Here is a 21,307-nt window from a genome sequence, read left to right as displayed (position 1 = left end):
CTATTTCACCGCCCCATACCGCTCCAACGTCTCCATCCGTGCAACGCCATGCTGCACGATCGGGCGGGGGTAGTTTTCCCCAAGCTTCACCCCCGCCGACGCCAGTACGTGGTCCGGGGCCGTCCATGGCGCATGGATGTACTTGTCCGGCAGCTTTGCCAGCACCGGCAGGTATTTCCGGATGAAGCGCCCCTGCGGATCGAATTTTTCCGATTGGGTGACCGGGTTGAAGATGCGGAAGTAGGGCTGCGCGTCGCAGCCGGTCGAGGCGGCCCATTGCCAGCCGCCGTTGTTCGCCGAATAATCGAAATCGTTGAGCTGATCGGCGAAATATTGCTCGCCGCGGCGCCAGTCCACGCCCAGGTCCTTGACCAGAAAGCTGGCGGTGACCATGCGCAGCCGGTTATGCATGTAACCGCTCTGGCGGATTTGCAGCATGGCGGCGTCCACCAGCGGGTAGCCGGTCTGGGCTTGGCACCAAGCCTCGAAATACTCGTTTCCGGTATGGATGTCGACCCAGCGGATCGCATCGTATTCCGGATGGTACGACTTGCCCTCGGCCAGGCGCGGGTGGTGATGCAGGATCATGAAATAGAAATCCCGCCAGATCAGTTCGGACAGCCAGATGGCGGCGCCTGCTGCGGCAACGCCGCCCTGCTGCACGATCTCGTGCGCGGTGCGCGCCAGTTTGCGGATCGAAATCGTGCCAAAACGCAGATGCACGGACAGATAGCTTGGGCCGCGCAGTGACGGGAAGTCGCGGCGCTGGCCGTAATCGCCCATGCGGGTCTGGAAATCCTGGAACAGCATCTCGGCCCCGTCCATGCCCGTGGGCATCTCGATGTCCTGGAGGTTGCTGGGCGCAAAGCCCAGCGACTCCAGCGTGGGCAGCGCCTTCCGGCGCGCGGCCGGCACCGGGGCCAGCGCGTGCCGGTATGGGTCGATCGGGTAGGGCCGCAGGTCGAACGGCCGCAGAGCCTTCAGCCACGCGTTCTTGTAAGGCGTGAACACGCTGAAGGGCTGGTTCTGGCCGGTCAGGATCTCGCTGGCCTCGAAGATCACCTGGTCCTTGAACGTGAACAGTTCGCGCCCGTCCGCCGCCAGCGCCTGGCGCACGGTGGCGTCGCGGTCGTTGGCGCTGGGCTCGTAGTCGTGGTTCGCGAACACCGCCTCGGCATCGAGTTCGGCCGCCAGGCGGGGGATGTCCGTGCGCGCCTGATCGTCGAGCACGATCAGGCCACCGCCGGCGTCCGTGAGGGCCTGCCGCAGCGGGTCCAGCGATTTCAGGATGAATTCGACCCGCCGGTCGGCCTTGAGCCCACGTTGCAGCAGCGGATCGAGGATTTCGCGGTCGAACACGAACACGCACCATACCTGTTGGCAGTGCTTGAGGGCATAATGCAGCGCCGCGTGGTCGTCCATGCGCAGGTCGCGCCGGAACCAGACCAGGCCGCGCGCGAAATCCCGGTCAATCCGGTAAGGCGTACGTGAGCCCGGTGCGGGCGCAGGGGAAGGTGATTTAGGCATCGCCATAACCTAACATAGCCTCCAGATACTTCCCTACCGTTTACAAGCCGTTTCCAGATCACTCATGGCCACTACACTCGACCGCATCCTGCAATCCCAAGGCTTCGGCACCCGCCGCTATTGTGGCGACCTGGTGGAGGCCGGGCTGGTGGAAGTGAACGGCGAATTGTGCGAGGACCCGGGTGCACGCTTCGAAGTTGACGGCCTGCGCCTGACCGTCGATGGCGAGGAATGGCTGGCCTGCACCAAGGCCTATCTGATGCTGAACAAGCCGGCCGGGTATGAATGCTCGCAGCGCCCGCGTCATCATCCCAGCGTCTACAACTTGCTGCCGGTGCCGTTGCGCCAGCGCGAGGTCCAGGCGGTGGGGCGGCTTGATCACGACACCACGGGCCTGCTGCTGCTGACCGACGACGGCCAGTTCATCCACGCCCAGACGTCGCCGAAGAAGCAGGTGCCCAAGGTGTACGAGGTGACCACGTTCGATCCGGTGACGCCCGAGCAGGTGGAAGCCTTGCGCGCCGGCGTGCAACTGGACGACGAACCGGCCCCGATCGCCGCGCATGCCTGCGAGGCCACCGGCGAGCGCAGCCTGCGGCTGTCGCTGCTGCAGGGCAAGTATCACCAGGTCAAGCGCATGGTGGCGGCCACAGGCAACCATGTGACGGCCCTGCATCGCAGCGCCATCGGCGGCCTGCGGCTGGACCCGGCGCTGGCGCTTGGCGAATGGCGCTGGCTGACGCCCGAGGACATGGTGGCGCTGAAGTCCGCGGGCGACTGAACCCGGTATCTGGAGCGCCGAAAAGTGCGCTAGGAGGCGGAAGTTTTCCGCAGCAGCCGGGGTGCGATTTGGTAGAATGCAACCCATGGCGACGCCCGAAGCATCTATCAATCTCACCAATCAGTTCCTGATTGCCATGCCCGGCATGGCCGATCCGACGTTTTCGGGTTCCGTTGTCTACCTTTGCGAGCATAACGAGCGTGGCGCGCTTGGCTTGGTGATCAACCGGCCGATCGACATCGACATGGCCACGCTGTTTGACAAGATCGATCTCAAGCTCGAAATCCAGCCTGTTGCCCACCAGCCGGTCTACTTCGGCGGCCCGGTGCAGACCGAGCGCGGCTTTGTGCTGCATGACCCGGTCGGTATCTATGTGTCGTCGCTGGCGGTGCCCGGCGGGCTGGAAATGACCACATCCAAGGACGTGCTCGAAGCCGTAGCCAACGGCAGCGGCCCGCACCGGTTCCTGCTGACGCTCGGTTACGCGGGCTGGGGCGCCGGGCAGCTCGAGGAAGAACTGAGCCGCAACGGCTGGCTGACCGTCCAGGCCGACCCCGAAATCATTTTCAGCGTGCCGCCCGAAGAGCGTTTCGCGGCGGCCGTGCGCCTGCTCGGCATCGACGTGACAATGCTGTCGGGCGAGGCCGGGCATGCCTGAGCAGGCGGGGCGCGAGACGCCCCGCGACGGCACGGTGCTCGCGTTCGACTATGGCGAGAAGAAGATCGGCGTGGCGCTCGGGAATTTCATCACCCGTCAGGCCCGCGCGCTCACCATCCTTCCCAATGTGACGGTCGAGGCGCGCTTCGCTGCCGTGGGTGCCCTGATCCAGGAATGGTCGCCGGTGCGGCTGGTGGTCGGCATGCCGGTCAACCCCGAAGCCGGCCCCGATGACGAGGAACAGGCCTCGATGCGGCTTGCGCGCCGCTTCGGCAATCAGTTGAACGGGCGCTACAACCTGCCCGTGGACTGGGTGGACGAACGCTATTCGTCGCGCGCCGCCTCGATGGCCGGGGCAAAGCGCGGCGCGCTGGACGCCGAGGCCGCCCGGATCATCCTGCAACAGTATTTCGACGAAATCCCGCTATGACCCAGACCTCTACCCCCGATGCCGAGGCGCTATATCACGCGCTGCGCGACCAGGCCCAGGCCCTGATGCCGTCCAGTGACCGCGCGCGCTGGTCCGTGGCAGGCATTTATTCCGGTGGCGCCTGGATTGCCGAGCGGCTGGCGGCGGACCTCAAGCTGGGCGAGCACGGCGTGATCAACGTGGCCTTCCACCGCGACGACTACGCCAAGAAGGGCCTGCACAGCCAGGCTCAGCCAACCACGCTGCCGTTTGCCGTGGACGACCGCAACGTACTGCTGATCGACGATGTGCTGGCCACCGGCCGCACGATCCGCGCCGCCGTCAACGAGCTGTTCGACTATGGCCGGCCGGCGCGCGTGGCGCTGGCCGTGTTGGCGGACCGTGGCGGCCGCGAACTGCCGTTTGCCGCCGACTATGCCGCGGCCACCGTCGAGCTGCCCCAGGACAAGACGCTGGTACTGTCGCGCGAGGGCGAAGGCGCGGCGACGCGCTTTGCCTTTGCCACCGAAGCGCGCACCTGAGTGTCAACCCGAGACGCCGCCAGAACGTCAAGCACCGAAGCCGTATCCAGACCGAATCCGCCAGACCGAACCCGCGCCCGACCCACCTGCCATGACCAAGATGTTCCGCAACCCGCAGCTCACCCGGAACGGAGAGCTCAAGCACCTGTTGTCGATCGAGGGGCTGTCGCGTGACATGATCACGCACATCCTCGACACCGCCAGCCAGTTCGTTTCGCTGTCCGACTCCGACCGCGACGTGAAGAAGGTGCCGCTGCTGCGCGGCAAGAGCGTGTTCAACCTGTTCTTCGAGAACTCCACGCGTACGCGCACGACGTTCGAGATCGCCGCCAAGCGGCTGTCGGCGGACGTGCTGAACCTCAATATCAATGCGTCGTCGACCAGCAAGGGCGAGTCGCTGCTGGACACCATCAACAACCTGTCGGCGATGTCGGCCGACATGTTCGTGGTGCGCCATGCCAGTTCGGGCGCGCCATACCTGATCGCCGAACACGTGGCGCCGCACGTCCACGTGATCAACGCTGGCGACGGCCGCCACGCGCACCCGACGCAGGGCCTGCTGGACATGTACACGATCCGGCATTTCAAGAAGGACTTCACCAACCTGACGGTAGCCATCGTCGGCGACATCCTGCATTCGCGCGTGGCGCGTTCCGACATCCACGCGCTGACCACGCTGGGCGTACCCGAAGTGCGCGCGATCGGCCCCCGCACGCTGCTGCCATCGGGGCTGGAGCAGATGGGCGTGCGCGTCTTCCACAACATGGAAGAGGGCCTGAAGGGCGTGGACGTGGTGATCATGCTGCGCCTGCAGAACGAGCGGATGAGCGGTGCGCTGCTGCCGTCCGCCCAGGAATACTTCAAGGCCTACGGCCTGACGCCGGAGCGAATGGCGCTGGCCAAGCCCGATGCCATCGTGATGCACCCGGGCCCGATGAACCGCGGCGTGGAAATCGACTCCGCCGTGGCCGATGGCCCGCAATCGGTGATCCTGAACCAGGTGACCTTTGGGATCGCCGTCCGGATGGCTGTGATGGGCATTGTGGCTGGCAACAACGACTGAGCAGTACCTTGGATATAACGAACCGCACATCGCAAGAAGACATGAAGATCCGCATCCAGGGTGGCCGCCTGATCGATCCGGCCGCGAACGTCGACGCCGAACAGGACCTGTATATCGCCGCCGGCAAGATCGTCGGCGTGGGCCAGGCGCCTGCCGATTTCAACGCCAACAAGACCATCGACGCCCGCGGCCTGATCGTCTGTCCGGGCCTGGTGGACCTGTCCGCGCGCCTGCGTGAGCCGGGCTACGAATACAAGGCGACGCTCGAATCCGAGGTGGCCGCAGCCACCGCCGGCGGCGTGACCAGCCTGGTGTGCCCGCCCGACACCGACCCTGTGCTCGACGAACCGGGCCTGGTGGAGATGCTCAAGTTCCGTGCGCGCCGGCTGAACCAGACGCACGTCTATCCGCTGGGCGCGCTGACGGTGGGCCTCAAGGGAAAGACGCTGACCGAGATGGGCCAGCTGACGGAGGCCGGCTGCGTGGGCTTCAGCCAGGCCGAGGTGCCGATCGAAGACACCAAGGTGCTGCAACGCGCGATGCAATACGCGCAGACGTTCGGCTTCACGCTGTGGCTGCGTCCCGAGGACCCGTTCCTGGGTGGCGGCGTGGCGGCCAGTGGCGCGGTGGCGTCGCGGCTGGGCCTGTCCGGCGTATCGGTCATCGCCGAAACGGTGCGGCTGCATACGATCTTCGAACTGATGCGTGCCACGGGCGCGCGCGTTCATCTGTGCCGCCTGTCTTCGGCGGCCGGGCTGGAGCTGGTGCGCCAGGCTCGCAAGGAAGGCCTGGCGGTCACCTGCGACGTGAACATCCACCACGTGTCGCTGACCGACATGGACATTGGCTTTTTCAACAGCCAGATGCGCTTCACGCCGCCGCTGCGCAGCGGCCGCGACCGCGACGCCATCGTGGCGGCGCTGGCCGATGGCACGATCGATGCGTTGTGTTCGGACCACACTCCGGTGGACGACGACGAGAAGCTGCTGCCGTTCGCCGAAGCCACGCCGGGCGCCACCGGCCTGGAATTGCTGCTGCCGCTGACGCTGCGCTGGGCCGCCGAGCACAACGTGCCGCTGGTCAAGGCGCTGGCCCGTATCACGAGCGAACCGGCGCGCGTGATTGGCCTGCACGCCGGATCGCTGACCGCGGGCAATGCCGCGGATATCTGCATCTTCGATCCGAAGCAGATGTGGAAAGTGGAGCGTTCGGCACTGAAGAGCCAGGGCAAGAATTCGCCATGGCTGGGCTACGAGATGGAAGGGCGCGTGCGCATGACCCTGGTCGACGGTCAGGTTGTGTACGAGCAGCGCTGACCGCCGGCTTGCCATTTGCCTCGAAAGCTACCGGAGTTTGAAGATGATCTGGTTACGCAAGCTGCGGCTGGGATTGCATTTGTTGCGCGGGATGCTGGTCTGCGCAATGGTCTTCCCGTGGGCGAGTGCTCACCTGCGTGAACGGCTGATCCGGGGCTGGTCGCGCAAGCTGCTGGCCATCTGCGGCATCGAGGTGGAAGTACAGGGCCTGGCGCCGGGCGCATCCCCCCCGCGCGGCGCGATGCTGGTGTCGAACCATATCTCGTGGCTGGACATCTACGTCATTCATAGCTGGCAGCCGGTGCGCTTCGTCGCCAAATCGGAAATCCGGAGCTGGCCCGTGATCGGCTGGCTTTGTGACAAGACTGGCACCATCTTCATCGAACGTGCCAGCAAACGTGACGCGCATCGGGTACTGCACCACATCGCCGATGTCATGCGGCAGGGCGATCTGGTGTGTGTGTTTCCGGAAGGCACGACGACCGACGGCAGCAAGGTGCTGCCGTTCCACGCCAACCTGATGCAGGCCCCCCTGGTGGGCGGCCTGCCCGTCCAGCCGGTGGGCCTGAGCTACCTGGACGCGGCCACCGGCCAGCCGACCCTGGCACCGGCGTATATCGACGACATCTCGCTGGTGGATTGCCTGAACGCCGTCCTGAAGTCGCCGCCGATCAAGGTGCGGCTGACGCTGGGGCCGCCATTGCTGGCGCAGTCGGCGAGCCGGCGGGAGCTGGCGGAGGCGGCGAGGGAGGTGGTGGTGCACCTGCTGGAAGGCTCCCCCGACGCTGCATCGAATGTGGCGAAAAAGCTACATCAAACACCAATGACGGTCGTCCAGCCCGCGCCTGCCACGTCCTGAGTCTGTGGTCGTCCCCGCTGTCGCGGGGATTCGCATTTTCAGGCTAGCGGATCAGAATACTGCGGGCAATCCACCTGGATGACCGTTCGCGCGTCCGGATCGTGAGCCAGCCGGGCAGCGGTCAGCTTGCCTCCCCAGACACAGCCGGTATCGAGCGCCATCAGGTCGGGGCGCATTACCAGACCTAGCGTCGACCAGTGTCCGCAGACCACGGTGGTGTCGGTTGTCCGTCGTCCCGGGACGTCGAACCAAGGCATCACGCCAGCAGGCACCTTGCCAAGCCCCTCCTTGGTCTTCAGGTCCATGACGCCGTCTGCGGAGCAGAATCGCAGCCGGGTCAGCGCATTGACGACCACCCGGTGCCGCTCGATGCCGCGCAGGCTGTCATCCCAGCGATCCGCCTCGTTGCCGAAGATATCCGCCAGGAAGCCTTGCCAGTTGGGCCCCTGCAGCTCGGCTTCGACTTCGTGCGCCAGGTCGATGACTTGCTTGGCGGTCCATTGGGGGAGGACGCCGGCGTGGACGATCAGGAAGTTGTCTTCCCTGATGGCCAGCGGTTGGTGACGTAGCCAGGTGAGTAAATCCTCACGATCGGGGGCGTTGAGGATGTCGTCGAGGGTGTCGGACTTCCCCTTCTTGCGCACCCCGGCAGCTACCGCGAGCAGGTGGATGTCGTGGTTGCCGAGGACGGTTTTCGCCCGGGGTGCCATGGCCTTGACTGTACGCAGCGTTTCGAGGGAGGCCGGACCACGGTTGACGAGGTCGCCGACGAAGCGAAGGGCGGCGTCTGCGGGAAGTTCCTTCAGCAGCTTGGCGAACCAGGGGGCACAGCCTTGGAGGTCGCCGACAGCGAAATGAACTTCAGGTGACGTAAAAGGCTCAAAATTCGACATTGGTATGGGGATAGAGGAGGGAGCAAATGCATCGAGTCCGCTCTTGCGTGCACCCGAAATGTATCCAGTCAAGCGTTACAAGACGCTACAAAAAGTTCAAGATGGGGCTGAGGTTGGTGTCCGGGGTCAGATAGAATACGGCCACTCCAAGAGGACTTAAGGAATCCGCCAGCCCCAAAGGGATCAGGTGGACGACCGGCTATTGTCGGGGCATCGGAACATATCGAAGGCAGGGGAGCAAGAGTTTTGTCGCATATTTTGGTTACGGGCGGGGCGGGCTTTATCGGCGCGAATTTTGTTCTTGACTGGCTGGCACAGCCGGGCGCGGACAACGTTATCAATGTCGACAAACTCACGTACGCGGGCAATCTGAAGACGTTGGCATCGCTGAAAGGCGACGCCCGCCATGTTTTTTCTCGGACCGATATTTGCGACGGTACCGCACTCGACGTTTTGCTAGGTAAATACCGACCCCGTGCGGTACTACATTTCGCAGCGGAAAGCCATGTCGATCGCTCCATCCATGGACCGGCCGAATTCATCCAGACAAACATCGTCGGCACATTCACCCTGCTCGAGGCCGTGCGGCGCTATTGGGACGCACTGGATCCCCCCGCCCGGGCGGCCTTTCGTTTTTTGCACGTTTCCACTGACGAGGTTTTCGGTTCCCTGGGGCCCACTGACCCGCAGTTTTCTGAGACCACGGCTTATGCGCCAAATAGTCCGTATTCCGCTTCGAAGGCGGCGTCGGACCATTTGGTACGTGCTTACCACCATACCTATGGGCTGCCGGTCGTAACGACGAACTGTTCGAACAATTACGGCCCTTATCATTTTCCCGAAAAGCTAATTCCGCTGATTATCACGAACGCCCTGGCCGGCAAGTCGCTGCCAGTCTATGGCGATGGACAAAACGTTCGGGACTGGCTTTACGTAGGTGATCATTGCAGCGCGATTCGTGAAGTACTGGCGCGCGGGCGCGTGGGTGAGACATACAACGTTGGTGGCTGGAACGAAAAGAAGAACATTGAGGTCGTGCAAGTATTGTGCGATCTGCTTGATTCGCTGCGTCCAAAGGCGGCGGGGTCGTATCGAGACCAGATAACGTTCGTGGCGGATCGCCCCGGCCATGACCAACGGTACGCCATTGATGCTCGCAAGATCGAGCGTGAACTTGGATGGCGTCCGGCGGAAACTTTCGAGTCGGGCTTGAGAAAGACGGTCGTTTGGTATCTCGAAAACCAGGCATGGGTCCAGGATGTGATTTCCGGCGAGTACCTTAATTGGGTAGCGACGCAATATGGAGCCTGACAGCGTGGGGGCCCCGACCGTTCTTGTAACAGGAAGCAACGGCCAGCTCGGCTTTGAGCTGCGACGTAGCCTGGTACCGCTTGGCCATGTCGTTGCACTTGACCGCGCCCAGTGTGACTTGCGCAATATCGATGCCTTGCGCAACCTGGTTCGTGAATTGCGCCCCGATGTCATCGTCAATGCAGCGGCTTACACTGCCGTGGATCGTGCCGAAAACGACGCTGACCTGGCGTTCGCTGTCAACGGCGTGGCACCTGGCGTACTGGCTGAAGAGGCGCGGAACCTTGGAAGTCTGCTCGTGCATTATTCGACGGACTACGTGTTTTCTGGGGCGGGTGACGCCGCACATGTCGAGACGGACAGCGTCGGTCCGCTCTCGGTGTATGGCACGAGCAAGCTGGCCGGTGAGCAAGCCGTCGCCGCGAGCGGTGCGCAGGCCATTGTATTGCGCACAAGCTGGGTGGCAGGTTCTCACGGTTCCAACTTTGCAAAGTCGATCCTGCGTCTTGCCCGGGAGCGTGACAGCTTGCGAGTCATCGCCGACCAGTTCGGAGCGCCGACGACGGCATCGTTGATTGCCGACGTCACTGCCCATATTGTCAACCGAGCCTGGTTACACGGCGATCGTCGAGCGTGGACATCAGGTGTCTTCCACCTGGCCGCGGCGGGCGAAACCTCGTGGCACGGTTATGCAGCGGAGATTGTGCGCTATGCAGTCAGCAAAGGCGCAAATCTGCGGCTCGGGCCAGAAGATATAGAGGCCATACCAACGACAGAATATCCGTTGCCTGCGCAGCGTCCGCGCAACTCACGGCTCGACACACGCAAGTTGCGTGAAACGTTTGATATCCACCTTCCAGAGTGGCAGCAGGGTGTGCGATTCCTGCTTGACCAGATTCTTTGCTGAGACGGCACCATGCGCAAAGGCATTATCCTTGCCGGCGGTTCCGGCACACGGCTTTACCCGATCACGCGTTCGGTATCGAAGCAGCTTCTGCCTGTGTACGACAAACCGATGATCTATTACCCGCTTTCCACGCTGATGCTGGCAGGAATTCGGGACATCCTCGTGATTTCGACGCCCGAAGACACGCCGCGGTTTGCTGAAATGCTCGGGGACGGTTCCCAGTGGGGCATTTCCCTGCAATACGCCGTGCAGCCATCGCCGGACGGCCTGGCACAGGCGTTTGTCATCGGCAAGGATTTTGTCGGTGGGCAGCCAAGCGCCTTGATTCTGGGTGACAACATCTATCACGGCCACGATCTTGTGCGCCAGCTTGCCAGCGCATCGGCCAATCCGACGGGCGCCACGGTTTTTGCGTATCACGTGCATGACCCCGAACGCTATGGCGTGGTCGAGTTCGACGAAAAGTTCCAGGCCGTGTCGCTCGAAGAGAAGCCAGCGACCCCCCGTTCGCACTATGCGGTTACGGGTCTGTACTTCTATGACCACCAGGTCTGCGATATCGCGGCGGATATCCGGCCGTCGGCGCGGGGCGAACTTGAGATTACCGATATCAACAGGCGCTACCTGGAAGCCGGGCAGCTCAACGTCGAAATCATGGGGCGGGGCTATGCCTGGCTCGATACCGGTACGCATGAGTCTTTGCTCGAGGCTTCGAGCTTCATTGCGACGTTGCAGAACCGTCAGGGACTGATGGTGGCTTGCCCGGAGGAGATTGCATATCGCAACAAGTGGATTTCTGCCGATACGGTGGCCGAGCAGGCACGCGCCCTTGCTCGGAATGCCTATGGCAAGTACTTGCTGCGCATCCTTTCCGACGATATCCGCTGAGGAACAACATGAAGTTCCAGATTACGCGCACGGAATTGCCGGAAGTCATCATCCTCGAACCCAACGTGTTTGGCGATGAGAGAGGTTTCTTTTTCGAAAGCTTTAACGCGCGGGACTTTGAAGAAGCCACAGGGCTCACGCCGACCTTCGTCCAGGACAATCACTCGCGCTCTATGCGAGGTGTCTTGCGAGGGCTGCATTATCAGCTCGCCCGGCCGCAAGGGAAGCTGGTACGAGCGGTCGTGGGCGAGATATTCGATGTGGCCGTCGATATCCGTCGGGCCTCTCCCACATTTGGGCGGTGGGTGGGCGTCAGGCTGTCGGCCGAGAACCGGCGGCAGCTATGGGTACCTCAAGGCTTTGCGCACGGATTCCAGGTGCTCTCCGATTCCGCCGAGGTCTTGTACAAGACAACCGATTACTGGCACCAGGGCGACGAATTCGGCATTGTCTGGAATGATCCGCAGATCGGCATCGACTGGCCGCTCGATGTGCCGCCGGTGCTGTCCGGCAAGGATGCCGGGGCGCCTTGCCTGCGCGACGCACGGGTGTATGCCGAAGACTGGAGGCAAGCATGACGGCGCTCACTAGCGCGGCAGCGCCGGGCGCGGTGACGGTGTCGGTGGTCAGCCACGGCCAGATCGGCCTCCTGATGCCATTGCTCGACCAGCTTGCGACGGCGTCCGCGAAACTGCCCATCCACGTCATCGTTACTCAGAATTTGCCCGAACGGCAGCCGGCAATCCAGCAGACCGAACGGTTCCGGGTGGAGTGGATTGTGAATTCCCGCCCGCTGGGGTTCGGCGAAAACCATAACAACGCTTTCGAGCGCTGCCAGACGCCATGTTTTTTCGTTGTCAATCCAGACCTGCGGCTCGATGCCTCCAGCCTGATAGTGCTGCGAGACTGCGTGCGCCGGTTGCCGGGTGTCGCGGGGCCCCGCGTTGTGTCATCCGAAGGCGCGGTGGAAGATAGCGCCCGCCATGTCCCGACCCTAACACGCCTGCTGAACCGATGGGCCCGGCGCCTTTTCGTTGTCGACTATACGACGGTGCGCGCGGAGCAGCAGGTCGACTGGCTCGCGGGCATGTGCCTCGCCTTCGATAGCGCCAGTTTTCGACAATTGGGTGGATTCAATCCGGCGTTCCGCCTCTATTGCGAAGATGTCGACATTTGCCTGCGGAGCCATCTGTCGGGTCTGGCGGTGACATGGAGTCAGCAGGCCGTTGTCGTACACGATGCACAACGCGCGAGTCATCGCAAATGGCGCTACTTGTTCTGGCATGTCGGTAGCCTGGTTCGTCTCATGACCTCGCCCGTATACTGGCGATTCCGGCTAGGTGCGCGGGCGCGCGAACTGGGGGCGACCTGACTATGTTTGACTATTTCTGGGTGCCGGCACTCGCGTTCCTGGTATGCGTACTCGCAATTTTGCTGTTGCGGCCGGTCGCTGTCATGGTTGGCCTGGTTGATCGGCCGAGCGCGCGCAAGCGACATGAGGGGGAGGTCCCGCTGATCGGTGGCATCGCCATTACCGTGGCCGTTACGCTCACGGCATTTCTTTTCGTGCGACTTCAGGGCTCGTTTTCGGCATTGCTCGCCGGCATTGCTTTATTGGCGACGATGGGTTTTGTTGACGATATCAAGGACGTACCGCCTACAACAAAGCTCGTGGTGCAGTTGTTTGCCGCGATCCTGATGACGTCATGGGGTGGTATTTACCTGACGTCGCTCGGTGACCTTTTTGGCAGGCGCGAGATCGAACTTGCGAATTGGGGTATCCCGCTCACGCTATTCGCAGTTGTCGCCGTCGTCAATGCCATGAATATGTGCGATGGCATGGATGGTCTCGCCGGCGGCCTTAGTTTTGCGATCTTTGGCTGGTACGCCTATATCGCCGGCGAGATTGGGGACGGCGTGACGCAGCGAATCTGCGTGATCTTCTGTGGCGCCTTGCTGGGCTTCCTGATCTTTAACATTCGCAACCCATTGCGCGGCAAGCTACGTGTGTTTCTGGGAGATGCCGGCAGCCTGATGCTTGGTTATGCCATTGTCTGGTTCGCGGTTGAGTTGACGCAGACATCGACGGAGGCTGCGCGGCACGCCCCGCCAGTGGTCATGCTCTGGGTGCTCGGATTCGTCCTGATCGATTTGCTGGCCGTGGTGATCCGGCGGATGATGAAAGGGCGCAATCCCCTTGCGGCCGACCGCACTCACCTACATCACATTCTGCTGCGACTTGACCTGAAGCCCGAGAATATCGTCTGGATACTTATCCTGAGCAATTCGCTGATGGGATTGATCGGCGTCATGGGATGGAAATACGGCATGTCCGAACAAGGGCTGTTCCTGATGTTCCTGGTGGTGACCGGCGCGCATCTTCTGGTCATGAAGAACGCCTGGCGTTTTATCCGGCTCGGACGCAAGTTCATTATGGCGCGGCGGCGGACCCAGGGGTAAGGCGGGACAGGAACATTGCAATTGGCGTGGTATCGCAAGTCGCGCCAGGAAGGAAAATAGTGTGAATGCTGTAATGAACAATGTATTGGGGCTGAAGCAGCATCGTGGGCTGGTGCTCCAGATGGTGAAACGCGAGGTGCTGGGCCGATACCGTGGCTCGGTCATGGGACTTGCCTGGTCGTTTTTTAATCCGTTGCTGCTTCTGGTTGTCTATACGTTCGTCTTCGCGGTGGTTTTCAGGGCTCGCTGGAGTGGCGGCGGTGATTCCTCTTCGCATGCCGAGTTTGCTGTCATTCTCTTCGTTGGAATGATGGTGCATGGTCTGTTCGCCGAATGCGTGAACCGGGCGCCGACGCTGATTCTGAACAACGTCACTTACGTGAAGAAGGTTGTGTTCCCGCTGCAGATTCTGCCCCTGGTAGCAATGGGTTCGGCGCTGTTCCACATGGCCGTGAGCTTCATCGTGCTGGTGATTGCGGAGCTGCTTATCATGGGGCGTATTCCGTGGACGGTGGTGTATCTGCCGCTGGTGCTGCTGCCGCTGGTGCTTGCCACCGTTGGCGTGGCATGGTTCCTCGCGGCGCTGGGGGTCTATGTGCGCGATATCGCCCAGGCGACCAGTCTGTTCACGACAATCCTGGCGTTCATCTCGCCAATCTTCTATCCGATTTCGGCGCTGCCCGAGAAGTATCAGATCTGGATGCGGCTGAACCCACTGACCTATGTCATCGAGGAGGCACGTAACACGGTGATTTTCGGCCGTCAGATGAACTGGGTCCAATGGGTGGTGTACCTGGCATTCGGACTGTCCATTGCGCTGCTGGGACTGCTCTGGTTCCAGAAGACGCGAAAGGGGTTTGCCGATGTCCTATAACGATCTGGCTATCCATGTCGAAGGCCTGGGCAAGTGCTACAACATCTACGACCGTCCGCAGGACAGGTTGAAGCAATCCATCATGCCGCGCCTGCGCCGGATGATGGGCGCTGCGCCGCATAGTTATGCACGCGAGTTCTGGGCGCTGAACGACGTGTCGTTCGACGTGCGCAAGGGCGAAACGGTAGGCATTATCGGTCGCAATGGGTCGGGCAAATCGACGCTGCTGCAGATGATCTGCGGCACGGTGACGCCAACGACGGGATCGATTCGTACCATTGGTCGCGTGGCGGCGCTGCTGGAGCTGGGCGCTGGCTTCAATCCCGAATTCACGGGGCGCGAAAACGTGTATCTGAATGCCTCGCTGTTGGGACTGACATCGCAGGAAGTGGACGAGCGGTTCGACCGGATTGCCGCGTTCGCGGATATCGGCCAATTCATCGACCAGCCCGTCAAGCAGTATTCGAGCGGCATGTTTGCGCGCCTGGCCTTCTCGGTCGCCATCCACGTAGATCCCGATATCCTGATCGTGGACGAGATCCTGGCAGTGGGCGACGCCGCATTCCAGCGTCGTTGCCTGCAGAAGTTCTACGAGGTCCGCGAGAAGGGCTGCACGATCCTGTTCGTCTCGCATGACCAGTATCAAGTCAAGTCGATCTGCCAGCGAGCGCTTTATCTGGACCGCGGCGTACAGAAGATGTTCGGCCAGGCGGGGCGCGTCATCGATCAATATTCGATCGACATGGAAATGGCCGCAGCGATGATCGCCAACCAGGCGGAAAGCGGGCGGCCCACGCCAGCAGCAGGCAAGTCAGCTGCCATCGACGATGGTACCCCGCCCGAGGTGGCCGACATGCAGGGCCCTGAGCCGGAGAGGCTGTTCGCCATTACGGAAGTGTCGTTGCTCGACGAGGACGGCGTGCAGGTGGAGGAAGTCGCTTCGGGGGACGATCTTCAGTTGCGGGTCCGATTCGAGGCCAAGGCACCAAAGGTACCCGAGAAGATCAGTTTCGTTTTCAATCTTTACAGGCATGACGGCATGTACCTGTGCGGATCGACGACATTGATGGATGGCTACGCGCCGCATCAGTCCAGCCGGCATGGCGAGTTCAAAATCCGGTTTCCGAAATTTCCTTTGTTGAGTGGCAGCTACAAGTGGCGTGTTGCGATCAATGACGATGGTGGTTTCGTGGTTCATGCCGAAGCCAAGGATGTCTGCGCATTTCGGGTGATGGACGACTTCAAGTCGGTGGGACTGATTCATCTCGATCGGGAATGGAAAATCTCGACGATCGACGAAGTAAAGGGATAAGTAAAAACATGCATATCGAAAGACTGAGCTTCGAGCAGAGTGCTGGCTATGACGGCCTGGAAGCTGCAATTCATATCGCGCGCTACGCGTTCGTGAAAAAGCATTGTGCGGGCAAGCGTGTACTCGACATCGCCTGCGGCGAAGGCTACGGATCGCGCCTGATGGCCAACTGGGGCGCGGTAGCGGTGGAAGGCGTCGACATATCCGAAGAAGCCATCATTCATGCAAAGGCTTCGTTCGGCGGTGACAACATCAACTTCACGCAGCACCCCGCGGAAACTGTTGACGCGCTGTTTGAGCCAGCCAGCTTTGACATGGTCGTTTCCCTTGAAACCATCGAACATGTCGAGGATCCAGTTGCCTTCCTGACGGCGATCAAGCGCTTGCTGAAGCCTGACGGTCTGATCGTGGTGAGCTGCCCGAATGACTGGTGGTATTTTCCGGAGGCCAACAAGGGCAATCCGTTCCATCGCCGCAAATATCACTTCACGGAATTCCGGGCTTTGACGCACCAGGTGCTTGGCGAAGCCAGTGGCTGGTATCTTGGTGGGCCCATCGCGGGATTCTCGAACCTGCAGATGGACGGCTACGTGCGTGCGCAATCGAACAGCAGCCAGATTCTCATGTGCGAAGCCCGTCCGATCGAAGCGCTCGCTGTGCCAGCGGAACTGGAAGCCGGCCCGCAGGCCAGGAATGCCAGCTACTTCATCGGGGTGTGGGCGCACCAGAATGTCGATATGAGTTCCGCTGCCGTGTTGCCGTTGTCGATGGACGCCTTCAAGGAAGGCATTTTCCAGGGACACCTTCAGGATGCGGAGGCGCTGAAACGTGAGTTGCAGGAGGCGACAAGTGAAGTGGATCGCCTTCGCGGCCGTCTGGCGGCCGCTGACGAAGGACACGTCCGCAAGCTCCAGCTTCGCAATCATGCATTGAGCGCGGAGAACGAATTGATGAAGGAAGGGCTTGCCCGCCGCGGCAGCGAACTCGCACAATTGCAGGCCGAGAATGTACGCTTGTCCGTGGCGGCCGCCCGCTATGTCAAATTGAGAAACCTGATGCCTGCTTTCATTCGCATGCCTTTGCTGCGTGTGGCAAGGAGGGTAAGGAGGATCGTACGTGGGTAGACAAGAGAAGCTCGTCGATGGGCTTTCACAGCTCGGCTATGTGTTCGATGCACGCCATGCATGGCTTGCAAATGACCTGCATCAGCACAACGGTCCCAATATCGGTGTATCTGGCCACAACCTCACGATCAGCTTTCTGTCGATGAACCGTTCGCAGCTTTCCGAGAAGCTGCTGCGTTCCATCGCCAATCACATCCCATCGTTCGCGGGTGAAGTACTGATCGTGGACAACGGCTCTTCCGCCGAAGAGCTGGCGCACCTGCGCGCTATCTGTGCGGAGATGCCATACCGCAGCCGCATCGTCGAGCTCGGCAAGAACTATGGTGTTGCAGGGGGGCGGAACCGCACCATCCCGCTGGTCAATACTGACTGGCTGATGTGCCTCGACAATGACATCTACATGATCGACAACCCGCTGCCGCAGATCCAAAGGGATCTTGCCCAGTTGGGTTGCCACTTCATGAGTCTGCCGCTACTGGACCCCGATCATGCGACGATCTTTGCGTTCGGCGGGCATCTGTACGTGCATTACGAAGGTGGCGAACCGTATATCGGCGCAGGCAGCGCGTGCCGGCAGGAGGTCGTCGGTGATGAAACGGATGCCACCCCGTTCCTGTCGACATTCCTGTTCGGTGGCGCGTGCGTGGTGAAGTGCAGCACCTTCCAGGCGGCTGGCGGCTACGACGAAGGCATGTTTGTCGGTTTCGAGGACATTGATTTCTCGATTCGCCTCTTCCAGCAGGGTTACAAGGTAGGCTCGACGGCCGTGCTGGCTTTCGTGCATGATCACCCAAAGCCGGAAACGACCACCGACAGGGATTACGAACGCGAACGCTTTTCGCGCGACATCCTGCACAAATCTGCGCTGCACCTGGAATCCAAACACGGCTTCAAGGTCTGGAGCGATGCGATCGATGTCTGGCTTGAGTCGCGGCATGAAGAGCTGGGAATCGTGGCGAACGAGGCCGGCTCGCACGTGGGCGCGGATGCCGGGGTGGCCGCTGCGGCGCGTACCCGTGTTGCGCTGATCATCGATACCGACAACTGGGCTTTCGGCAATATCGCGCGCCAGCTTCAGAAGCACCTGGCCGATCGATACCAAATTGAAATCATTCCGATGGACGTGGTTGATAACATCAACCAGATCCTGATGATGACCGAGGGTTGCCAGATCGTCCATTTTTTCTGGCGAGAGCATTTGCGCCTGATCGGAACGCCGTATTACCGCGGGCGTATCGAGGAGATCGGTATTCCGTATGAGGAGTTCGAGACGCGTTTCATCGCGAACAAGAAGATCTCGACCAGCATCTACGATCATCTGCTGCTGGACGAGAGCGCGTTGGCCGAACGCAAGGACATGTTCCGCACGCTGGTGGCTGGATACACAGTGGCATCGGAGAAGCTTCGGGAAATATACAGGAATGTGCCAGGGTATCCGCAGCCCGCAGCCGTGACGGAAGACGGTGTTGATCTGAACGTGTTCAGGCCTGAAGGCCTCGATCGGTTCGAGACGGTTGGCGAGCGCGAGATCGTGATCGGCTGGGTAGGCAACAGCAAGTGGGCGTCGGATCTCGAAGAGGATTTCAAGGGACTGCATTCGATCCTGAGGCCGGTCCTGGAAGAATTGCAGGCGGAAGGCTGGAGGATCAAGGCACGCTTTGCGGACCGGCAGGAACGGTTCATCCCGCACCATGAGATGCCGGCCTACTATAACGCGATCGACATCTACGTCTGTCCGTCGAAGATCGAAGGCACGCCAAATCCTGTGCTCGAGGCCATGGCATGCGGTGTGCCAGTCGTATCCACCGATGTCGGCATCGTGCCTCAGGTATTCGGACCCAGGCAGAAGCAGTTCATCCTGCCGGAGCGGTCCCGGGCGGCATTGAAGGAAAAATTGATCGAACTGCTGGCCAATCCTGCGATCTTGGGTGAACTGTCGCAGGAAAACCTGCGCTCGATCACGGAATGGTCCTGGGAGGCGAAGGCGCGCAAGTTCGGTGCCTTCTTCGACGGCTTGCTGGTCGGGGATGGCTCCTGAGATGACGGAAGCGACTGGTGCCGTCCTGAGGCGGCTCCTGCGGCAGTTTTGGGCGTTTGCCAGCGTATCCGGGCTGTGTTGGCTGATGGACTTCGCCATCCTGCTGATGCTGACCGGATGGGCGGGCCTGAGTCCGTTGGCCGGCAATATCATCAGCTCGACAATTGCCGCGGCCACGGCATTCCTGATTACCGCTCACATTGTCTTTGACCGCAACAGTGGCTTGCTGCATCGGAAGCTGGCGTTCTATCTCGTGTACAACGCCTGCATGATCCTGCTGGCATCCTGGGTCATGCAGGGGCTGACTGTCTGGCTGGCGGCCTTGATGACAAGAGGGCACGCAATCATCGCAGCGAAGATCCTGATCACGCCGGCAGTCATGCTGTGCAATTTCGCGGTCAGCAAGCTTGCCACCGAGCGACTCAGTCTCTGACGTTTCGCCGGAGTGTGTGGGCTAGGCTGCGCATATCAACGATACGTACGGGCGTCCGCGGCAGCGACGCCAAATTGTGAGAGAGAAGCATGAGCGGAGCCAAAAAACCGAAGGTGTTGCTGTTTGTCCCGATGTACAACTGCGAGAACCAGATCGGCCGCGTACTCGGTCAGATCGATGCGCAGGTCGCATACGAGATCGATGAGGTCATCGTGGTGGACAACCGTAGCACGGACGGCAGCCAGGCTGCCGCACGGGCGGCGCTCGACAAGGTTGCGCAAGTACCGGCTCGCCTGCTCGAGAATGTTGGCAACTATGGGCTGGGGGGCTCGCACAAGGTGGCATTCCAGTATGCGGCGCGCAACGGATTCGACTATCTCATCGTGCTGCACGGCGACGACCAGGGCGACATCCACGACCTGTTGCCGTTGCTGAAGGAGCGTGCCTACACGAAAGCGGACTGCCTGCTGGGCGCGCGTTTCATGCCGGGCTCCAGGCTGCAGAACTATTCGACGTTCCGCACCTTCGGCAACGAAGTGTTCAACTGGATCTTCTCGGTGGCGGCTGGCAAGCGGCTCTACGATCTGGGGTCGGGCCTCAACATGTATTCGGTGAAGTCCCTGCAGAACCTGGGGTACTTGCGATTTGCCAATGATCTGACGTTCAACTACTACATGATCCTGGCCACCGTTCACGCGAAGTGGAATATCCGCTTTGTGCCGATCTCTTGGCGCGAGGACGATCAGATTTCGAATGTGAAGCTGTTCAGGCAGGCGCGCCGCACGCTGGGCATCGTAGCGAGTTTCTACATCGGCAAGCGCGCGTTCCTGGCAACGGACCACAGTGGCAAGCCCGACGCCGACTATCGTTCCGAAGTAATCGCGAGCAATACGGCGGCGCGCGCGACGACGCCATGAGTGCGGCGTACGCGCACCATGGCGAGCGCCGCTTTGGGTTGCTCTTGCGGCAGTGGCGTGTCATCGCGCTGGTGCTGTTCCTGCTGGCGCTGTTCGGCCTTTGCGCGTTCGGCGCGGCCACCGTTGTTCCATCGTGGCGCGTCCTTGGCACGTGGCCCCTCTCGGGCATGTTGCTTGCGCTGGCAGTCGCACTTTATCTGAGCTCACATCTGCTGCGCGCTTTGCGGCTGACGATGCTGGCTGGCAATCATGAAATCAGCCTGCGACGCTTGACGCTGGTGCACTACTTCACGTCCGGTGTCAGCCTACTGCTGCCCTTCAAGCTTGGAGAAGTCTATCGCGTCATTGAGCTTCGCACGGTAATCGGTGACCTGCGACGCTCGATGGTGACGGTCTGGATCGAGCGAGGGTTCGACGTGGGCGCTCTGTTGGGGCTGACGATCCTCGCATTGAGCAGCAATGGTGTGGCTGCGGGGGCGTTTGTGCCGCTGGCGGCGGTTTCGGCCGTGTTTTTGGCGTTGACCGTTGTCGCGCTGATCGTTCTGCCCGAAAACCTGCAATCGCTGTCGCTGTTCATTCTGCGTCGATACCGCTCGGAGCGTGCCGTGATGGCGATGCGTGCCGTCCATGCCGTGCTGCTGTTCCTCAAGGAGGGGCGCCGCATCATGACCGGCAAGTTCATGGTCATCGGGACGACGACGGTCGTGATCTGGACGCTAGAGCTGGCTTCCCTGGCGACCGTGCTGGTGGCATTCGACGCAGGCGTCGGCGGTATCCTGGAGGGATTCCTCGGCTATATCTCCGCGACCTCGGTGCAGTCCTACAGGCTTTTGGCGCTGGTACCGCCGCTTCTGGTCTACGGTGTCGTGGTGCGCATGTCGCTATTGATGGCGGGTGTGGCGGCCGGCCTCACGTACGCACCCGCAAGGCTGGCGCGTGACAGGCACATCCATTCGCCTTCCGTCCGCTAGCCCGACCCGAAATATCGAGACCCC

Annotated in this window: 22 protein-coding genes; 20 read left to right on the top strand and 2 right to left on the bottom strand. The window is 61.3% G+C overall.

Annotated elements, in window-relative coordinates; all coding sequences use genetic code 11:
- Entirely contained in the window at positions 1–1,533 is a 1,533-nt protein-coding gene (locus AC3FJ6_RS03370; protein WP_488770671.1) for a cryptochrome/photolyase family protein, read from the bottom strand.
- A 58-nt stretch (positions 1,534–1,591) separates the two neighbouring features.
- On the opposite strand from AC3FJ6_RS03370, the gene AC3FJ6_RS03365 reads away from it, so the two are divergent.
- The 7 genes from AC3FJ6_RS03365 (at position 1,592) to AC3FJ6_RS03335 (ending at position 7,155) form a co-directional block, all read left to right on the top strand.
- Positions 1,592–2,308 (top strand): pseudouridine synthase, encoded by a 717-nt coding sequence (locus AC3FJ6_RS03365; protein WP_488770670.1) that lies wholly within the window; start codon positions 1,592–1,594, stop codon positions 2,306–2,308.
- A gap of 85 nt (positions 2,309–2,393) precedes the next feature.
- Positions 2,394–2,966 carry a YqgE/AlgH family protein gene (locus AC3FJ6_RS03360; RefSeq protein ID WP_092601787.1) on the top strand — a complete coding sequence of 191 codons (573 nt, stop codon included), beginning with the start codon at positions 2,394–2,396 and terminating at the stop codon, positions 2,964–2,966.
- Positions 2,959–3,396, top strand: coding sequence for a Holliday junction resolvase RuvX (gene ruvX / locus AC3FJ6_RS03355; RefSeq protein WP_488770669.1), 438 nt, complete (start codon positions 2,959–2,961; stop codon positions 3,394–3,396). The genes AC3FJ6_RS03360 and ruvX overlap by 8 nt, the downstream gene beginning before the upstream one ends.
- The gene (gene pyrR, locus AC3FJ6_RS03350; RefSeq protein WP_488770668.1) at positions 3,393–3,917 is read left to right on the top strand and encodes a bifunctional pyr operon transcriptional regulator/uracil phosphoribosyltransferase PyrR; all 525 of its coding nucleotides are present in this window, start codon (positions 3,393–3,395) and stop codon (positions 3,915–3,917) included. Before ruvX ends, pyrR begins: the two co-directional genes overlap by 4 nt.
- Before the next feature lie 91 nt (positions 3,918–4,008).
- The gene (locus AC3FJ6_RS03345) at positions 4,009–4,980 is read left to right on the top strand and encodes an aspartate carbamoyltransferase catalytic subunit (protein WP_066731832.1); all 972 of its coding nucleotides are present in this window, start codon (positions 4,009–4,011) and stop codon (positions 4,978–4,980) included.
- Between the two features lie 41 nt (positions 4,981–5,021).
- A complete protein-coding gene (locus tag AC3FJ6_RS03340; protein ID WP_488770667.1) occupies positions 5,022–6,296 on the top strand; it encodes a dihydroorotase in 1,275 nt (424 codons plus the stop codon).
- A gap of 43 nt (positions 6,297–6,339) precedes the next feature.
- Positions 6,340–7,155, top strand: coding sequence for a lysophospholipid acyltransferase family protein (locus AC3FJ6_RS03335; RefSeq protein WP_488770666.1), 816 nt, complete (start codon positions 6,340–6,342; stop codon positions 7,153–7,155).
- A 38-nt stretch (positions 7,156–7,193) separates the two neighbouring features.
- Here AC3FJ6_RS03335 and AC3FJ6_RS03330 read toward each other — a convergent pair whose 3' ends face one another.
- Positions 7,194–8,048, bottom strand: coding sequence for a symmetrical bis(5'-nucleosyl)-tetraphosphatase (locus tag AC3FJ6_RS03330; RefSeq protein ID WP_488770665.1), 855 nt, complete (start codon positions 8,046–8,048; stop codon positions 7,194–7,196).
- Positions 8,049–8,294: 246 nt separating this feature from the next.
- Between AC3FJ6_RS03330 and rfbB the strand changes: the two genes are divergently transcribed.
- From rfbB to AC3FJ6_RS03265, 13 genes are all read left to right on the top strand, one after another.
- Positions 8,295–9,359: a dTDP-glucose 4,6-dehydratase gene (gene rfbB / locus AC3FJ6_RS03325; protein ID WP_488770664.1), complete on the top strand. Its 1,065-nt coding sequence runs from the start codon at positions 8,295–8,297 to the stop codon at positions 9,357–9,359.
- Positions 9,349–10,266 carry a dTDP-4-dehydrorhamnose reductase gene (rfbD, locus tag AC3FJ6_RS03320; protein ID WP_488770663.1) on the top strand — a complete coding sequence of 306 codons (918 nt, stop codon included), beginning with the start codon at positions 9,349–9,351 and terminating at the stop codon, positions 10,264–10,266. The genes rfbB and rfbD overlap by 11 nt, the downstream gene beginning before the upstream one ends.
- Before the next feature lie 9 nt (positions 10,267–10,275).
- Positions 10,276–11,154, top strand: coding sequence for a glucose-1-phosphate thymidylyltransferase RfbA (rfbA, locus tag AC3FJ6_RS03315; RefSeq protein ID WP_488770662.1), 879 nt, complete (start codon positions 10,276–10,278; stop codon positions 11,152–11,154).
- Between the two features lie 8 nt (positions 11,155–11,162).
- Entirely contained in the window at positions 11,163–11,732 is a 570-nt protein-coding gene (gene rfbC, locus AC3FJ6_RS03310; RefSeq protein WP_488770661.1) for a dTDP-4-dehydrorhamnose 3,5-epimerase, read from the top strand.
- Positions 11,729–12,526, top strand: coding sequence for a glycosyltransferase family protein (locus AC3FJ6_RS03305; RefSeq protein WP_488770660.1), 798 nt, complete (start codon positions 11,729–11,731; stop codon positions 12,524–12,526). The genes rfbC and AC3FJ6_RS03305 overlap by 4 nt, the downstream gene beginning before the upstream one ends.
- Before the next feature lie 2 nt (positions 12,527–12,528).
- Positions 12,529–13,614: an MraY family glycosyltransferase gene (locus AC3FJ6_RS03300; RefSeq protein ID WP_488770659.1), complete on the top strand. Its 1,086-nt coding sequence runs from the start codon at positions 12,529–12,531 to the stop codon at positions 13,612–13,614.
- A 73-nt stretch (positions 13,615–13,687) separates the two neighbouring features.
- A complete protein-coding gene (locus AC3FJ6_RS03295) occupies positions 13,688–14,488 on the top strand; it encodes an ABC transporter permease (RefSeq protein ID WP_488770658.1) in 801 nt (266 codons plus the stop codon).
- Positions 14,478–15,800 carry an ABC transporter ATP-binding protein gene (locus AC3FJ6_RS03290; protein ID WP_488770657.1) on the top strand — a complete coding sequence of 441 codons (1,323 nt, stop codon included), beginning with the start codon at positions 14,478–14,480 and terminating at the stop codon, positions 15,798–15,800. Before AC3FJ6_RS03295 ends, AC3FJ6_RS03290 begins: the two co-directional genes overlap by 11 nt.
- Entirely contained in the window at positions 15,764–16,924 is a 1,161-nt protein-coding gene (locus AC3FJ6_RS03285) for a class I SAM-dependent methyltransferase (RefSeq protein ID WP_488770656.1), read from the top strand. Before AC3FJ6_RS03290 ends, AC3FJ6_RS03285 begins: the two co-directional genes overlap by 37 nt.
- Positions 16,917–18,962, top strand: a complete 2,046-nt coding sequence (locus AC3FJ6_RS03280) for a glycosyltransferase (RefSeq protein ID WP_488770655.1) — start codon at positions 16,917–16,919, stop codon at positions 18,960–18,962. Before AC3FJ6_RS03285 ends, AC3FJ6_RS03280 begins: the two co-directional genes overlap by 8 nt.
- A 1-nt stretch (position 18,963) precedes the next feature.
- Positions 18,964–19,395: a GtrA family protein gene (locus AC3FJ6_RS03275; RefSeq protein ID WP_488770654.1), complete on the top strand. Its 432-nt coding sequence runs from the start codon at positions 18,964–18,966 to the stop codon at positions 19,393–19,395.
- Positions 19,396–19,484: 89 nt separating this feature from the next.
- A complete protein-coding gene (locus AC3FJ6_RS03270) occupies positions 19,485–20,312 on the top strand; it encodes a glycosyltransferase family 2 protein (RefSeq protein WP_488770653.1) in 828 nt (275 codons plus the stop codon).
- The gene (locus AC3FJ6_RS03265) at positions 20,309–21,283 is read left to right on the top strand and encodes a lysylphosphatidylglycerol synthase domain-containing protein (protein WP_488770652.1); all 975 of its coding nucleotides are present in this window, start codon (positions 20,309–20,311) and stop codon (positions 21,281–21,283) included. The genes AC3FJ6_RS03270 and AC3FJ6_RS03265 overlap by 4 nt, the downstream gene beginning before the upstream one ends.
- The last annotated feature ends 24 nt before the right edge of the window (positions 21,284–21,307 follow it).

The organism is Cupriavidus sp. 94F1, from assembly GCF_057798875.1.
Note: the sequence above shows the minus strand (reverse complement) of the source record. Positions and strands in the feature narration are given on the sequence as shown.

What these genes read in the sequence shown, in the direction of transcription:
- AC3FJ6_RS03265 (WP_488770652.1), top strand. Translation starts at nt 20,309, where the DNA reads ATGAGTGCGGCGTACGCGCACCATGGCGAGCGCCGCTTTGGGTTGCTC.
- AC3FJ6_RS03345 (WP_066731832.1), top strand. Translation starts at nt 4,009, where the DNA reads ATGACCAAGATGTTCCGCAACCCGCAGCTCACCCGGAACGGAGAGCTC.
- pyrR (WP_488770668.1), top strand. Translation starts at nt 3,393, where the DNA reads ATGACCCAGACCTCTACCCCCGATGCCGAGGCGCTATATCACGCGCTG.
- AC3FJ6_RS03335 (WP_488770666.1), top strand. Translation starts at nt 6,340, where the DNA reads ATGATCTGGTTACGCAAGCTGCGGCTGGGATTGCATTTGTTGCGCGGG.
- rfbD (WP_488770663.1), top strand. Translation starts at nt 9,349, where the DNA reads ATGGAGCCTGACAGCGTGGGGGCCCCGACCGTTCTTGTAACAGGAAGC.
- AC3FJ6_RS03300 (WP_488770659.1), top strand. Translation starts at nt 12,529, where the DNA reads ATGTTTGACTATTTCTGGGTGCCGGCACTCGCGTTCCTGGTATGCGTA.
- AC3FJ6_RS03365 (WP_488770670.1), top strand. Translation starts at nt 1,592, where the DNA reads ATGGCCACTACACTCGACCGCATCCTGCAATCCCAAGGCTTCGGCACC.
- AC3FJ6_RS03275 (WP_488770654.1), top strand. Translation starts at nt 18,964, where the DNA reads ATGACGGAAGCGACTGGTGCCGTCCTGAGGCGGCTCCTGCGGCAGTTT.
- AC3FJ6_RS03360 (WP_092601787.1), top strand. Translation starts at nt 2,394, where the DNA reads ATGGCGACGCCCGAAGCATCTATCAATCTCACCAATCAGTTCCTGATT.
- rfbC (WP_488770661.1), top strand. Translation starts at nt 11,163, where the DNA reads ATGAAGTTCCAGATTACGCGCACGGAATTGCCGGAAGTCATCATCCTC.
- AC3FJ6_RS03285 (WP_488770656.1), top strand. Translation starts at nt 15,764, where the DNA reads ATGGAAAATCTCGACGATCGACGAAGTAAAGGGATAAGTAAAAACATG.
- AC3FJ6_RS03270 (WP_488770653.1), top strand. Translation starts at nt 19,485, where the DNA reads ATGAGCGGAGCCAAAAAACCGAAGGTGTTGCTGTTTGTCCCGATGTAC.
- AC3FJ6_RS03370 (WP_488770671.1), bottom strand. Translation starts at nt 1,533, where the DNA reads ATGGCGATGCCTAAATCACCTTCCCCTGCGCCCGCACCGGGCTCACGT.
- AC3FJ6_RS03305 (WP_488770660.1), top strand. Translation starts at nt 11,729, where the DNA reads ATGACGGCGCTCACTAGCGCGGCAGCGCCGGGCGCGGTGACGGTGTCG.
- AC3FJ6_RS03330 (WP_488770665.1), bottom strand. Translation starts at nt 8,048, where the DNA reads ATGTCGAATTTTGAGCCTTTTACGTCACCTGAAGTTCATTTCGCTGTC.
- AC3FJ6_RS03340 (WP_488770667.1), top strand. Translation starts at nt 5,022, where the DNA reads ATGAAGATCCGCATCCAGGGTGGCCGCCTGATCGATCCGGCCGCGAAC.
- ruvX (WP_488770669.1), top strand. Translation starts at nt 2,959, where the DNA reads ATGCCTGAGCAGGCGGGGCGCGAGACGCCCCGCGACGGCACGGTGCTC.
- rfbA (WP_488770662.1), top strand. Translation starts at nt 10,276, where the DNA reads ATGCGCAAAGGCATTATCCTTGCCGGCGGTTCCGGCACACGGCTTTAC.
- AC3FJ6_RS03290 (WP_488770657.1), top strand. Translation starts at nt 14,478, where the DNA reads ATGTCCTATAACGATCTGGCTATCCATGTCGAAGGCCTGGGCAAGTGC.
- AC3FJ6_RS03295 (WP_488770658.1), top strand. Translation starts at nt 13,688, where the DNA reads ATGAACAATGTATTGGGGCTGAAGCAGCATCGTGGGCTGGTGCTCCAG.